The sequence below is a fragment of the Xanthomonas vasicola genome, from assembly GCF_000772705.2.
GTDB classification, from domain to species: domain Bacteria; phylum Pseudomonadota; class Gammaproteobacteria; order Xanthomonadales; family Xanthomonadaceae; genus Xanthomonas; species Xanthomonas vasicola.
Map to the genome: position 1 here is coordinate 1 of NZ_JSBW02000039.1, position 15,133 is coordinate 15,133.

General features: G+C 63.5%; 6 protein-coding genes, 1 other RNA gene and 1 pseudogene. 1 reads left to right on the forward strand and 7 read right to left on the reverse strand.

The window, feature by feature from the left end; genetic code table 11:
* Positions 1–127: 127 nt before the first annotated feature.
* A pseudogene (locus tag NX05_RS09475) lies at positions 128–349 on the forward strand (peptidase domain-containing ABC transporter); the annotation flags it as partial.
* 143 nt (positions 350–492) lie between these two features.
* Here NX05_RS09475 and NX05_RS09480 read toward each other — a convergent pair.
* From NX05_RS09480 to NX05_RS09505, 7 genes are all read right to left on the reverse strand, one after another.
* Positions 493–3,162 (reverse strand): glycoside hydrolase family 3 protein, encoded by a 2,670-nt coding sequence (locus NX05_RS09480; RefSeq protein ID WP_039433164.1) that lies wholly within the window; start codon positions 3,160–3,162, stop codon positions 493–495.
* A gap of 209 nt (positions 3,163–3,371) precedes the next feature.
* The gene (locus NX05_RS24190; RefSeq protein WP_039433166.1) at positions 3,372–6,053 is read right to left on the reverse strand and encodes a beta-mannosidase; all 2,682 of its coding nucleotides are present in this window, start codon (positions 6,051–6,053) and stop codon (positions 3,372–3,374) included.
* A gap of 21 nt (positions 6,054–6,074) precedes the next feature.
* Positions 6,075–8,525 carry a family 20 glycosylhydrolase gene (locus NX05_RS09490; RefSeq protein ID WP_039433168.1) on the reverse strand — a complete coding sequence of 817 codons (2,451 nt, stop codon included), beginning with the start codon at positions 8,523–8,525 and terminating at the stop codon, positions 6,075–6,077.
* Positions 8,526–8,783: 258 nt separating this feature from the next.
* Positions 8,784–8,860: non-coding RNA, sX9 sRNA (locus NX05_RS22250), on the reverse strand.
* Positions 8,861–8,921: 61 nt separating this feature from the next.
* Positions 8,922–9,995: a glycosyl hydrolase family 18 protein gene (locus tag NX05_RS09495; protein ID WP_017119485.1), complete on the reverse strand. Its 1,074-nt coding sequence runs from the start codon at positions 9,993–9,995 to the stop codon at positions 8,922–8,924.
* A 3-nt stretch (positions 9,996–9,998) separates the two neighbouring features.
* Complete coding sequence (locus NX05_RS09500; protein ID WP_039433173.1) at positions 9,999–11,684, reverse strand: alpha-L-fucosidase; 1,686 nt, start codon at positions 11,682–11,684, stop codon at positions 9,999–10,001.
* A gap of 205 nt (positions 11,685–11,889) precedes the next feature.
* Complete coding sequence (locus NX05_RS09505) at positions 11,890–14,577, reverse strand: TonB-dependent receptor (RefSeq protein ID WP_039433175.1); 2,688 nt, start codon at positions 14,575–14,577, stop codon at positions 11,890–11,892.
* Between the last annotated feature and the right edge of the window lie 556 nt (positions 14,578–15,133).

Below are 15,133 nucleotides of genomic sequence, written 5' to 3' on the forward strand. Positions count from 1 at the left end.
AACACCTCACGCCGCGTCCGCTTGCGCTTGCCGTTGTACTCCGCATCGCCGAAGGTCAGTTGCATCGTCGTTGTCCGTTGCGTCTGTGTGATTGTCGCAGGATCAAGGGGAGTTGTTCAGAGTTTCCCTAGACGAAGCCACCAGCCATCTGGATGTCACCCGCGAACGCCTGGTCAACGAGGCGGTGAAGCACTTGCAACTGACCAAGGTGATCGTGGCGCACCGCCCTGAAACCATTGCCAGCGCCGACCGCATCCTGGTGATGGAGCATGGACGGATCGTGCAAGAAGTGAAGTTGCAGCAATCGCCCGAAATACCACATCCTGAAGATCACGTCTTGAGTGCGTGAGGACAGCCACACTCGTTGGCGCGCGATGTTCCAGCCGCTGTACGCCGTGCGCACCTGCGCGGTTCACCATCAGACCCGCCCATCATGCAACAGGCGCCGACTGAGACAGCCGACGCCTGTTGGGTGTCACGCAGTCACAGGCATCACTTGGGCAACGGCGAGCGCCCCTGGATCGAAAACGGCGCTGCACTGCCAGCGGCGCCGGTACCCGGCTGCCCGCCGCCGACGAACAACGTGTAGTTGCCGGCTTCTACCGCGCGCTGCCCGCTGCGATCCACGTCGCTCAACGCGCGTGCATCCAGATTGAAGGTCAGCGTGCGTTGCTCGCCCGCTGCAAGATGCACGCGCTGAAAACCGACCAGGCTGCGCAACGGCGACTGCGGGCGGTCCGGATATTGCAGATACACCTGCGCCACTTCGTCGCCGGCACGCGTGCCGGTGTTGCGCACGGTAGTGGTCACCTGCAGTGGATTGCCGGCTTGCAGCGCGGTGGTGGACAGCTGCGGTGCGTCGTAGGCAAAGCGGGTGTAGCTCAGGCCATAGCCGAACGGAAACAACGGCTCGCCCTTGAAATAGCGGTAGGTGCGGCCCTTCATGTCGTAACTGACGTAGGCGGGCAAATCCTTGGTGGAGCGATAGAACGTCACCGGCAGGCGACCGCCGGGGTTGTCATCGCCGGCCAGCATGCGCGCGATCGCGGTGCCGCCGGACTGGCCCGGGTACCACGCGGCCACGATCGCATCGGCATGCGTCTTGGCCCAGTTCAGGGCCACCGCGCTGCCGCTCATCAGCACCACCACCAGCGGCTTGCCCGAGGCCTTTGCCCGTTCGAGCAGTGCTTGCTGCGGGGCGGGCAGGGCGATGTCGTTGCGGTCGCCGCCGTCGAAGCCAGGCACATCGATCCGCAACTCCTCGCCTTCCACATCTGGCGACAACCCGACGAAGGCAACCACTGCATCGGATTGCGCCACAGCCTGCTCGGCTTCGGCTAATTGCGCTGCCGCAGGCGCCAGCCATTCCAGACGCACGCCCTGGTCCTGGCCGCGGTGTTCCATTTCCAGGCGAATCTTGCGCGGGCGGGTATCGTCAAAATGCAGCACAGTTTCCACGCTGCGGCCGTCGGCGTTGTGCATGCCGGCCGGCACGTGCTTGTCTTCGGCGTTCCCGGCAACCACCAGCTTGTCGTCGATATACAGCCGCACCGGATCGTGCCCGCTGCAATCGAAGCAACGCGCCACGCGCACCGCCAGGGTGTAATCGCCAGCGCTGGGTGGCAGCAGTTCGCCGCTCCAGCGCACCGCATAACGGTCGGCCGGTATGCCCTTTGCCGGGGCGACCTGATCCCAGTTGAAGCTCACCGTGCGATCCTGCCGCACCATGCGCGCAGCACCGCGCATATCGACGTTGTCGAAATACTCGCCACGCAAGCCCGGCTTGCCATCGCCGCGCAATGCCGTTTCCGGGATCATGCCGGGCACGCCGGCAGCCAACGGTGCGCCTTGTGCGTAGCGCACCTGCTGCGCACCGAAGCGCTGACGCAGGCCCAGCAACGGCGTCACCGGCGCGGACGAGGTGCCCTGGTAATTGGCCTCCAACGCCGCCAGTGCGTCCGCATTCGGGCCGATCACCGCCAGCCGCGTGCCGGCGTTGAGCGGCAACGTGTTGGCATCGTTCTTCAGCAGCACGATCGACTCTGCAGCCGCCTGCAAGGCCAGCGCACGGTGCGCCGCGTTGTCCACGTCCTTCGCGCCAAGGCGCGCGTACGGATCCTTGCGTGGCGCTTCCAGCTCGCCCAGGCGATAGCGGGCGGCAAACAGGCGCACCAGCGATTGGTCGAGCAAGGCTTCGTCCACTTCGCCGCGCGCGATCGCCGTGCCGAGTTCGCGATAGGCATGCCCGCAGTTGAGATCGTGCCCGGCCTTCAGCGCGGCAGCGGACGAGCCGGCGTTGTCCGGGCGGAAATAATGGAACTGGGTTATGTCGTCCACTGCATCGCAGTCGGACACCACAAAGCCCTTGAAGCCCCAGTCGCCACGCACGCGGCCGTTGAGCAACCAGTCGGCGGCGCACGCCGGCGTGCCGTGCAGCGAGTTGTACGCACACATCACCGAGCCGGCCTGGCCCTGGACCAGCGCGGCGCGGAACGCCGGCGTATAGGTCGCTTCCACATCGTGCGGCGACACATCGACATCGAAGCCATGCCGGCCCGGCTCGGGGCCGCTGTGCACGGCGAGGTGCTTGGGCGTGGCGATCGTGCGTGGATGGTTGAGATCCTCGCCCTGCAGGCCGCGGATAAACCCCACTGCCATCTGTCCGGTGAGGAACGGATCTTCGCCGTAGGTTTCCATGCCACGGCCCCAACGCGGGTCGCGGAAGATGTTGATGTTGGGCGACCAGATGGTGAGACCGGCGTAGCGCTTGTGGTCCTTGCCCGGACCGCCGGCCTGGTTGAACTTGGCGCGCGCTTCGGTAGAGACCACCGTGCCCACTTGCTGCATCAGGTTGGTATTCCAGCTCGCCGCCAGGCCAATGGCCTGCGGAAACACCGTGGCGTGACCGTTGCGGGCGATGCCGTGCAGGCCTTCGCTCCACCACTCGTAGGCGGGGATGCCCAGGCGCGGAATTGCCGGCGCATCGTTCATGGCCTGCGCCACTTTTTCCTCGCGGCTCATGTGCGCCACCAGGGCAGCGGCACGTTGTTCGGGCGTTGCATCGGTGTTTCTTGCGGCCACTGCCGGTGCAGCGATGAGCGGCAGGGCCAGGCCCACACTGAGTGCAGCGGCAAGACGGCACGGAAAGACGGACAACGACATCGGTGTACTCCTGCGCGGCGGCCATGGCCGTTACGCGTTGCGCTTGGGTCGCCCGCAGGGATGCTGCAGGCAGTGGTCATTACGAATCGCTGACTGGTTTGTGTGCGACGCATTGCATGAAGCCGTCAGCGCTACATGCGGTGTTCGCGGATGACGCAGCATGCTTACGTGCGTGCTGTGTCATCTTCTGAGACCTGTTGCCGGCGGTTTTACTTTGCTTCGGCCGGCTCCGGCGGTGCGCCAGCCAGCGTGGCAGCCAGATCGCGCACCTGCAGCGTGGATTGCAACTGCGCCAGCGCCGCCTTGCTGCTCACGTGCACGGTCAGCGGCTCGCCCGGTAGCAGATCGAAGGCGTTGTCCGACAGCGTGGCATCCACCTCGCCGAACGATAGCCACACCTCGCGCGCCAGCGTGTTGCTGGTCAGGGTGAGCGCGTAGCCATCGCCATCGGCGCGCCACTTGCTGTCGATCTTCGCGGCCGGCAAGGCAAGTTGCTTGGCCGGCGCGAAGAACACCACTTCACGCGACAGCAGTGTGTTGCCGTCGAGCAGCTCGAACACCGCATAGGTGCGCTTTGGGTCGGCGCTGCCCAGCAATTGCCTGTCGCTGAAGTTGCCCACCTGCAGGCTGCTCAATGCTTTGACGCTGGCTTTTTCTTCGCGCTTGCTGAGCACCTTGCCATCCATGTCCATCACCCGCATGCGCCAGCGTGCGGCCAGTGGGGTGGTTCGGTCGGACACCAGCGACACTTCGGTTTGCCCCTTGTCGTTGCGTAACGCGGCGACCATTTCCGGCGCATAGAAGCGGCGTGCGTGGTAATGCAGTGCCTTCCAGCGGCCGTAGTAGTCCACGCTGGACCACGACGCACCCGGCCACACATCGTTGAGCTGCCAGTACAGCGAGCCCATCGATTGCGGACGCGAGGCACGCAGATGCGAAGCCGCGATGTTGATCCCTTCAGCCTGCATCAGCTGGCTCAGGTAGACGAAGCTTTCAAAATCCTTGGGCTCACCGAATTGGCGGCGGATGTACAGCATCAGCCGCTTGTTGCCGTTGCCCTTGTCGAACTTCTGATGCACGCGCATCACCGGCGATTCCGGATCCATGTCGCCGGGCTCGGCGAACGCGCGCACGGTGCGCATGTCCGGGAACGACTGCAGCCCGTATTCGGACATGAAGCGCGGGGTGACGTTGAGATATTCGGTGACCGGCAGGGCAGGGCCGCCCCAGACCTTCCAGTAATGCATATCGCCATCATTGGCCTGGTCAGCGGCGCCGTCGAAATCGGTGCCCGGCGAGGTGGCCCAGTACGGCACGTCGCTATCGTAGGTGGCCACCACTTCGCGGAACACGGTGCCGAACAAGGTGGTCATGCCGCGCTCGATGCGGGCGCGTTCTTCCGGGTCCACCGACTGCTTGAACTTGACCCGGTCGCCCCAGTTTTCCCAGCCGGTCTGCACTTCGTTGTTGCCGCACCACAGCACAATGCTGGGGTGGTCGCGCAGTCGCTTGACCTGTTCGATCGCCTCCTGCCGCGTGTTCTCGCGGAACTCCACGTCATACGGCGGCACCGCGCCACCGAACATGAAGTCCTGCCAGATCATGATGCCCAGCTCGTCGGCCACGTCGTAGAAGTAGTCGTCCTGGTAATGCCCGCCGCCCCACATGCGCAGCATGTTCATGTTGGCATCGCGCGCGTCTTGCAAGGTGCTGCGCATGCGCTCGTGCGTCACGCGCGCGGGGAAGGCATCCAGCGGAATGAGATTGGCGCCCTTGGCGAAGATCGGGATGCCGTTGACCACGATCTCCATGCTCTTGCCGAACTTATCTTTTTCGCGGCGCAGCTCCACCGAACGCAGGCCGGTGACACGCTTGATCTGCTGGCTGTCGCCATCGGCGTCGCGCACGCTGGCTACGAAGGTGTAGCGGTCTTGCGCGCCATAACCGGCCGGAAACCAGCGCTTGGGCTTGGCGATGCGCACGGCCAGATCGATGCGGTTCTGGCCGGGGTCGACTACCGCATTCTGAGTGAACTGGCCCACCTTCTGCCCATCCGGGCTCAGCACATCCAGCGTCACCTGCACCGGGCCGCTGCGGCCGGCCTGCAGTTCCAACTGCGCCTGCAATTGCGCGCTTTCGACATCCACGCGCTGCTGGGCAATATGCAGCCCGTCCACACGCACGGCGTCCCACGCTTCCACGCGTACATCCTTCCAGATGCCGGCGTTGACCATGCGCGGGCCCCAGTCCCAGCCGAAGTTGTACGGCGCCTTGCGCACATAGGTAGAGCTGTGGCGTGCCTCGGGTTCGTCGCCGAAGGCCGAATCATAAGCGCCGGGCAATGCGTACGGCTGCTTGGCCAGCCACGGCTGGATCTTCTTGATCGGCGAGTACAGCGTGACCTCCAGCACGTTGTCGCCGCGTTTGAGCAAGGACTTCGCATCCACGCGCCACTGCCGGAACATGTTGTCGGCGCTGAGCAGTTTTTTGCCGTTGAGGGTGACCTCGGCAAACGTGTCCAGACCGTCGAACACCAGTTGCACATGTTCGCGCTTGAGCGTGGCCGCATCCACGTTGAAGTGGGTCTGGTACTGCCAATCGCTCAGGCCGGCCCACTGGATCTTGCCTTCGTTATCGCGATAGAACGGGTCAGGCACGATCTTGGCGGCGATCAGATCGGTCTGCACCGCACCTGGCACCTGCGCCGGCAACCACGTCGCTGCTTTCGGATACGTCTTGCCCTGCTCCTGGCCCGGCACCAGCCGAACCTGCCAGCCGGTGTCCAGCGTCACGGCCGAAGGCGGCGCGGCCCAGGCCTGCGAGATGGCAAAGGCCAGGGCAAGCCCGAGATGGGCGGGGGCGGGAACAAAACGATGACGGGACAGGGGCATGCGTCACTCTCCTAGGATGGCTCAGCGCGTGGCGGCGGGGGGCGCCTGCGCGGTGGTTTCAATCAATTGCACGGCGCCGATTGCATACAAGGGCCCGCGGATCGGCGCGGTGAAGCGTAAGCAGAGATCGTGGATGCCGGTGCGTGCAGGCAGTGCGGTTTCCAGGGTGAATTGCTCGCCCAGGGTGTCGCTGCGCGGCAGCTGCACGCTGGCGATCACCTCGCCATCGCAGCCCTGACGCACGTCCAGCTCACCGCCACGGGTTTTGGCCGGGTACTGCGCGACCTTGGATTGCTCGTGCGCCAGACCGAAGTTGTTGGGCAGGCGTGCGGCTTCGATGCGGATGGCGCCGATGCCGTCCAGGCGCGCCTGCGGATACATGCGGCAGGCATGGAACAGGTCCACGTTGTACACCGGCGTGTCGGCGCCGGTCATCTCCGGCAACAGCGGCAGACGCAAGCCGAGCGCGCCGGTTTCCACGCAGTGCTGCAAGCCTTGCGTGTCCACGCGCAGCAAGCCGGCGCGATCGAAGGTGCGGCCGCGTGTGGCCGCCAGCGGCGTGCCGTTGTCATCGAACGCAGTGGCCTTGACCGTGGTCGGCAATTGAATCGTAAACGGCGCGTTGTAGCGCGGCGATGCCGGCGTGGGCTCGCTACCGTCGATGGTGTAGTGCAGGGTGCCAGCGCCGGCTTGCGTGCTTAGCACCACCTTGGCCGGGCCGCCGGCGAGCACCGGGTTGGGGCCGCTTTCCAGAGCGATATCGGCGGCAAATGCGCCGTCGCTGTAGTCGATGCCCAGCGCCTTGTAGCGCTGCAGCTGTGCCGGCATGCGTGCCAAAAAACTGTTCCAGTTGCGTACTGCCGGTGCCGACCAGGTCACTTCTGCCACCGCAGACAGCCGCGGGAACAGCGCGTGATCCACATGCCAGCGTGACGGGATGTATTCGGACCACAACGCGCCTTGTGCGCCCAGCACGTGCTTGGCCTGGTCGGCACTGAGCTCGGCCGGCACCGGGTCGAATGCGTAGACCTTGGACAGCGGCAACACCGTCAGGCGACCGTTCGGTTCGTCACTGCGCGTGGTCTGCAGATTGTCCAGATACAGCCAGTCGCCCGGCGCCAGCACCACGTCGTGGCCTTGCTTGGCAGCGGTCACCGCACCTTCGACGCCACGCCACGACATCACCGACGCACTCGCCGGTACGCCGCCTTCCAGAATTTCATCCCAGCCGATCATGCGCCGGCCGTGTTGGGTGAGGTAGGCCGCCAGCTGTTCGTTGAACCAGCCTTGCATCGCATGCGCGTCCTTGATCCCGAGCTTGCGCATCTGTGCGCGCACCGCCGGCGAGGCTTCCCATTGATCCTTGACCGCCTCATCGCCACCGATGTGGATGTAGGTCGACGGGAACAAGGTCAGCACTTCATCCAGCACATTGGTGATGAAGCTCAGGCTGCGTTCGCTGGTGTTGAACAGATACGGGTTGACGCCCCAGTCAACGCCTACTTGCGTGCGAGCGCCTGGCACGCCCACTTCTTCCGGATAGGCGGCAACGGCTGCCTGCGCATGCCCGGGCATGTCCAGTTCGGGCAGCACGGTGATATGCAGGCGCGCTGCATAGGCGACGATCTCGCTGATCTGTTCCTGGGTGTAGAAGCCGCCATACCGCTGCGGCGTGCCGTGCTGGCCGGCGCCGGGCGGTGTGCGCCATGCGCCTACCTCGGTGAGCTTGGGATAGCGCTTGATCTCGATACGCCAGCCCTGGTCGTCGGTGAGATGCCAATGAAGCACGTTGAGCTTGTGCAGCGCCATCGTGTCGAGCACATGTTTGACCGTGGGCACATCATGAAAATGGCGGGCCACATCCAGATGCTGACCGCGCCAACTGAAACGCGGCCAGTCGCGGATCGCCACCGACGGCAGCTGGACCTCGCCCTTGCGCGCATCCGGTGTCATCAATTGCCAGGCGCTGATCGCGCCGTACAACAAACCGGCACCATCGCGCGCGGCAATGCGCACGCCCTTGGCATCGACATCCAGGCTGTAGCCTTCCTTGTGCGCCACCGGCGCCTGCGCGCTGCGCTCCAGGCGGATGCTGCCCGGGGATGCGCTGGTTTCGGCGCGCACTTCCAATCGCAGCCCGCGGGTGCGCTGCAGCAGGTCGGCCAGATGTTCGGCACTGCGGCGTGCATCGGCATCGCCGGGCACGATCGAGATCACCGTACCGGTGCCCACAGTGAAGCTGCCGCTGCCGCGTTTGACTTCGGCGGCTTCAGGAATCAGCGGCAACGGTGGACTCGCGGTGTTTGCTGTTGCAGCGGCAGGTGCGCTCGCCGTGGCAACGGCCAAAGCAGTGCCTGGTGCACGTTGACCACAGCCGGCCAGCGACGCTGCTGCGAACACGAGCGTAAGCAGGCGCGAGGACAGTGGCGCGACGGGTGTCAGGCGTGCGGTGGGTGCGGAGGTCGACATCATGCAATCACATCCCGAAGTGGCAGCGGTACACGGCAGCCACGCACAGTAGCAAAGCCGTGTCGGAAGACGCAGGGACGGGCGCACGCTTCGTCCCGGTGCGCAGCGTAGCGGCTACGTTGTAGAGCGACCAACACGACGTCATCGGTCACCGCAACACGGGCGCGGATAGCGCAGGAGCCGGGTGCAGTACCTGCAGTCCGATTTCACCACTGTCCGCACCCATGCGTGTGTGCAGTGGTACGTCATCTTGCTTGGAGCGGCGACCAAAACCTCGCGCGCAGTTGTCAGCTGGGCGTGGACGACGTGCTTAGAACCGGAATGTACGAGAGGTGCACACCGATTCCGAGCACCGGCCGCGCCCGCCTAACGGGTGCGCAGCCGTCTCGCTGGCTGCGCTTAGCGCTGCGCAGTCGGCAGCTCGTCCCATACCTTCGGGTCTTCGGCGCCCAGCACCCAGCAGCTGAAACCTTCCAGGCCGTACTGCTTGGTCAGTTCGTAACGCGCCTTGAAGCTGCGTGCGTCCGGGCGGAACACCCACTCGCGCATGTCGTCGCGATAGAAGTAGAACCACGATTCCTGCTCGACCGGATCCCACTGCACGGTGGCGTTCTGTTCCTGCGCCAGCGGGAACGACTCGTCTGCATCGATATACGTCGCGGTAATATTCGACGCCTCGGTGCCGTCTTCCTTCACCGGGTTGCCGGTATACCAGCGATAGCCGTAGGTGGCGATGCCCAGCGACAGTTTTTCTTTCGGTACCTGGGTGATGGCGTAATCCAGATGCTTCTTCATCCACACCATGCCATCGACCGGGCCGGGCGTGGTCCAGCGGGTGTGCTGGTCGTAGGTCATCAGGCTGACCAGATCCACCGCCTGGCCCAGGGCCTTCAGGTCATACGCGCCGCGCCAGTATTCCCACATCCACTTGGAGAACTGACCGCCTTCGGCATAGCCCGGTGCATTAGGCACCACGGCGACCGACATCTTGAAACCGGCTTTATGCAACGCGTCTGCGGTCTGCTTGACCATCAGCGTGTAAGCGTCGCGGTCGGTCCAGGCAATGTTTTCGAAATCGAACTGGAAGCCGTAGTACTTGTGCTGCTTGCCGTGAATCAGCAGCGATTCGATCATGCGCTTCTTGGCAGCTTCGTCATGCATCAGCTTGTGGAATCCTTCGCGACCGGTTGTCATCGACAGGATCGGCATCACCCGCAGCTTGTGCTGCTTGGCGATGTCGTACAGATACATGTTGGGGGTGCCATTGACCAGGCCGTTCTGGTCCACGCCGTACCAGGTGGGCACCACCACATCGATCTTGTCGACGTTGGCGATGAACGCGTTGGTCGATTTCTGCGTGTTCATCAGATAGAACAACGCAGTGGGATTTTTGGCCAGGGCCAGGGCCGGGGCGCAGGCAAATGCCAGCGCAAGCAACATCCAGGTCAATCGCTTACTCATGAAAGACAACATCCGTCAGGGAGTGGGAGAAGAAAGGTCGATGCGGAACACATAGGCGCTCTCGCCAACCGGCTTGACCGGCAGTCGCAGATGCAGGCCATCGGCGCGTTGCTCGAACGGGATCTTCTTGCCGTTGGCCAGCAAGGTCACCGCGCGCACGCCATCGGCGGCGTTGAGCGAGCGGATCACCGCTTCGCCATGACTTGGCCAACCGAGTTCGATCGCATACAGCGCGCCATCGCGCGTGGTGAAGCGAAAATCCTCGGCTGTGTACGGCTTGGTCTTGATGTCCTGGAAGGTGCCGCCCACCACTTCGGTGGGGCCTTCGCCATACACGCGCCACGGCTTACTGTCGTAAATCGCGCCGCCGTTGGTCTTAAGCCACTTGCCGATCGCCAGCAGGATGCCGCGCTCGGTGTCCGGGATCGAGCCATCCGCACGCGGGCCGATGTTGAGCATCAGGTTGCCATTCTTGGCCACCACGTCGACCAGCATGTGGATGATGAACGTGGGCGATTTGTAGGTGTCGTTTTCGATGTAACCCCACGAGGCGTTGCTTACCGAGGTGTCGGTCTGCCAATGCGTGGGATGGATGCCGGTGAGCTGGCCGCGCTCGATATCCAGCGTGCCGGCGCCTTCGGGAAATGCGCCGAGCTTGTAGTTCACCACCACGCCGCGGTCGGCGTCGGTACGCGCCGCGCCCTGGTTGTAGTAATACGCCAGCATCGTCGGCAGGCTGCGACGAAAAGTGGGGTGTGCAATCCACCAGTCGAAATAGATCAGGTCCGGTTGATATGTGTCGATCAACTCGGTGGTGCGCGCCAACCAATCGTCCAGCCAAGCCTGCGATACCGGCGTCCAGTCGTTGGCCACATCGGCATCGTCCTTGCCCGGCAAACGCACTTGCGCCGGGCCATATAGCGCTGCGTAACGCGGGTCGTTGACGTCCGAATCGAACTTGCGCCCGCCGTCGAAGAACCAGTTGTGTTCGGCGCGGTGCGACGACAACCCGAAGTGCAATCCCTGCGCGCGAATCGCCTTGGACAACTCGCCCAACAGGTCGCGCTTGGGCCCCATCTTCATCGCGGTCCAGTCGGACAACTTGGAGTCGTACAGCGCGAAGCCGTCGTGGTGCTCGGCCACAGGCACCACATAGCGCGCGCCGGATTCGCGGAACAGTTTGGCCCAGCCATTCGGGTCGAACTTGGGCGCGGTGAACTTGGGAATCAGATCCTTGTAGCCGAAGCTCGCCTGCGGCCCATAGGTTGCCACGTGGTGGGCGAATTCCTTGGAACCTTCCAGGTACATGTTGCGCGAATACCACTCGCTGCCGAACGCTGGCACCGAGAACACGCCCCAATGGATGAAGATGCCGAACTTGGCGTTGTCGTACCACGCCGGCGACTGATACGCCTTCAGTGCCGCCCAATCGGGACGGAACGGACCGGTGCGTGCGCCGGCTTCGGCTTCGCGCACCAGACGCTGGCGCTCGGGTGCATAAGCGGCGGTGGCATCGAGCCACTGCTGGTCGATGACTTCGGGGCTGAGCGTGGTGGCGGTCGGAGCGGTGGGCGATTGCGCTGCATTGACCTGCAGCGCGGGCAGCGCGAGCAGTAGAGCGAACGCAAGCGTTCCACTCCTGGGTGCAGCTCCGGCGTGGCGGCGGGATGGAGCCGCGAGCGGGCGGCTATCGGTCGTCATGGGAACTGCACTCCTGTAAGCGAAACGCGTTGGTCATGCTGCGGCCGCGCGTGGATGGCAAAGCGGACCTGGCCATGCTCCCTCAGCGGCGAAGGGGCGTGGCCAGTACCACTCCTTGGTGCGACATCGACCTGCCGCTGCGGTCAGCGACAGGTCCCAAAAAAAGCGCGCCACCGTGGAGGGTCGGTGGCGCGCCGGTACTACATCAGAACTTGAAGTTCAGCTGGGCCTGATAGCCGCGGCCGTTCTTGTAGAACGCCGTCGGGGTGTCCCTGGTTCCGCTGTACAAGCGGTAGGTGGAATCCAGCAGGTTGGTGGCGCCGAAGGTGAGGCCCATGTAGTCGGTGATCTGATACGAGGCGGTCAGATCCAGCTGCTTGTAGCTGTCTGCAAAGTCTTCCGAGCCCAGGCGTCCGATCTGGGTGAAGTACTTGGAGCGGTAGCTGTAGTTCACACGCACCGTCCAGTCGCCGTGTTCCCAATACGGGATCACGTTGTAGGTGTCGCGCGACAGGTAGGGCAGGTTCAAGCCGGAGCTCGCATCGGATTTGGCAAACGTGTAGTTCGCCTGCAATCCGAAGCCCAGGCCGAAGGTCTGCTGGTAGTTGATCGATGCGCCCTTGACCTTGGCATCGGACGCGTTGGTGGGGGTCGTGATCTGATATATGCCTTCCTCGTTCCTCCCGTCCCTCGGCCGGAACTCAGCGACCGTCGTGCTCACGATGTAGGAGCTGATATCCCGATAGAACACCTCGCCAGACAACATGCTCGATGGGGCGAAGTACCACTCGGCCGCCAGGTCGTAGTTGGTGGACTCGTAAGGCTTCAGGTCCGGATTACCGCCGCTGGCAGTCAGATTGCCGTTGCCGCTGTTGACGGTGAACGACCCGGCAAGATCGGCATAACGTGGACGCGCCAGGACCTTGGCGGCCGAGAAGCGCAGCACAGCGTCGTCGGTCACGTCGTAGGCGATGTTGAAGCTCGGCAACGCCTTGCGGTACTCATGCGTCTGCGCAACGCGAGAGAAGTTGTCGCCATTGTCGGCACTTTGCCAATATTCGGACTTGTCGGTCGTATCGAGCAGGCGCACACCCACGTTACCGCGCCACTGGCCTGACTCGAAGTTCAACTGCGTGTAGACGTTCTGGGTGATTTCCTTCACGTCGAACGAGGCGCCGTGGTCGATGCTGTATGGCCCCTGCGGCTGCGAGAGCAGATAACGACGCACAGCACCAAGATCGGCAGTCGGCCATGTGGTCAGATCGCCACTGGCGCCCAGACCGTCGTACAGGCTGCTCCGCGTGCTGCCGGGGTTGAACTGCGTCAACGAAACCGGATCGGTGGTGTTGATGCGGTTGCCGCGCGCGTCCACGCCGTTGTCGTGATTGATGTACTTGTAGCCGAACTGCAGCTTGTTGAACGGACCCCAGGTCAGGTCACGCGCCGCATCCCACTGGAAGTATTTTTCTTCGTCCTTGCTCTTCTGGTAATAGATGCCGCCCGCCTGCATCACGCCGTCCGCCGTCGAACCTGCAGGCAGTCCTGCGGTATTGCCCGGAAGTGTCCAGTTGGAAGCACCACCGTTATCGTAGTTCACCGCGGTGTGCGAGCCGTCGAAGGCGTAGTTATAGCCACCATCGGCCATCAGGAACTTCATCAGGTATTCGGGGTTCTTGCCGCCCGTTGCCTGGGTGTCGCCAACCTGGGTGGTGAACACCCACTTTTCGCCAGACCAGTCGTGACGCAGGTTCAGGCTCTTGGTGGTGACGGTGCTCTCGCGGTAGTTGGTGTCCATCTGCGCATACGGCTGATCGTTGACGCCGCCTTGCGTGTTGTCGGACACGGTGGCCGAGGTGACCACGCCGTTCTCTACATTGGCGCGGGTCACCTTTTCCAGATCGTCGTTGCAGCCCGGGCACACATAACGCGCTTGGCTGAAGTTGTTGTACTTGCCCTTGATATAGACGCCGGTGAGGTTGAACTCGTTCTGCTCGTCGGGCTTCCACTGCAACGCACCCTGCAGGCCGCTGCGCTCGCGGGTCTGCTGGAAGAAGGCGCTGCTGATACCTGCCGGCACACGCGCGGTGGCCACATCGCTGCCGTCGCCGGTGATGGTGGCAGTCGGCGGAATGCCCTCGCCTTTATCGTTTCGGCCAGTGGTGTAGCCGAAGTATTCGATACCGGCGCGCGCCAGGTCCTGCTTGTCGTGCGTAGCGGAGATCAACGCACCGAAGGTTTCGTCGTCGTTCTTCCAGCTCCACAGCGCCGAACCACGCGGATTACCTTCTTCGGAGCGGTCGTTGTAGTTGTAGCCAACCGAGCCGCGGATGGTGTTCTTGGGTAGGTCCAGCGGCTTGCGGGTGTGTACGATCACGGTGCCGCCGATCGAGCCTTCGTCGATGCGCGCTTCGGGGGTCTTGTAGACCTCCATCAGGCCGATGATTTCCGGCGACAGCAGCGTGTAGTTGAAGGTACGGCCGCTGGTGTCGGTCGGGTTGCCGCCCCAGTCGCCCGAGGCGATGGTCTGCCCGTTCAGCAGCACGCGGTTCAACGCCGGGTCGGTGCCGTTGATGCTGACCTTTTCGCCTTCGCCAAACTGGCGGTCGACGCTGATGCCCGGAATATGCGCCAGCGATTCGGCCGCATTGGTATCCGGGAACTTGCCGATGTCTTCGGCGCTGATCGCATCGACGATGGAGTTGGCCGAGCGCTTGACCGCCTGGCTCTTCTCCAGCGACGCGCGGTAGCCCGTGACGGTGATGGTATCGAGCTCGGTCGTGCTCGAGGCCGTGGTGGTCGGGGCTTGTTGTTCTTGTCCGGCAGCCATTGCAGAGCCGGAGCAGTACAGAGCGGCGGTGATACAGAGTGCTAACGTCGTGGTGCGGCTGTGCATGGCTAAACCTCATTGGTTAGTGCTGTGGGCGCGCTGCCCTGCAGTAGGACGCAACGCGCTCGGCGTGGCCGGCAAAACAACACGCCCTGACCGATCGCGGTGATTCCGCTGGCACGCTTCTCTAGAAGCAGGTGCATGCGATTCGCGTGGTAAAGGAGGTGTCCCCCGTGTGGTGAAGCGGTGGAGCTAAACGCACATCAGCGAGTGGAAACGTCTGGTGACGCGCAACTCGCGAATCCGGAACGCCAGGCGAGGGAATGCCCGTTCTTCAGTACCGAACAGTCCATGGCCCCTCCTGCCAGAACCCCGATTTGAATCGAGTCTCGCGTAGCGCTGACAGCGTTGTCAACACGTCGTAACAGATCTCTGATGCGGCTGCGATTGCGCTGCAATGCAGCATTTTCAGGGAGAAGTCGCTTTTTTGCCGCAGCGCCTGCGCAGTGTTCTTGCGGGCGCGACTGCTGCCATCGGCTAGTTCTATCGTAAACGCCACGACAGCACCCGGACTTGACGAATTTATGCAGAAATCGCCATTGCGCGCGCGGATTTTTGGCAA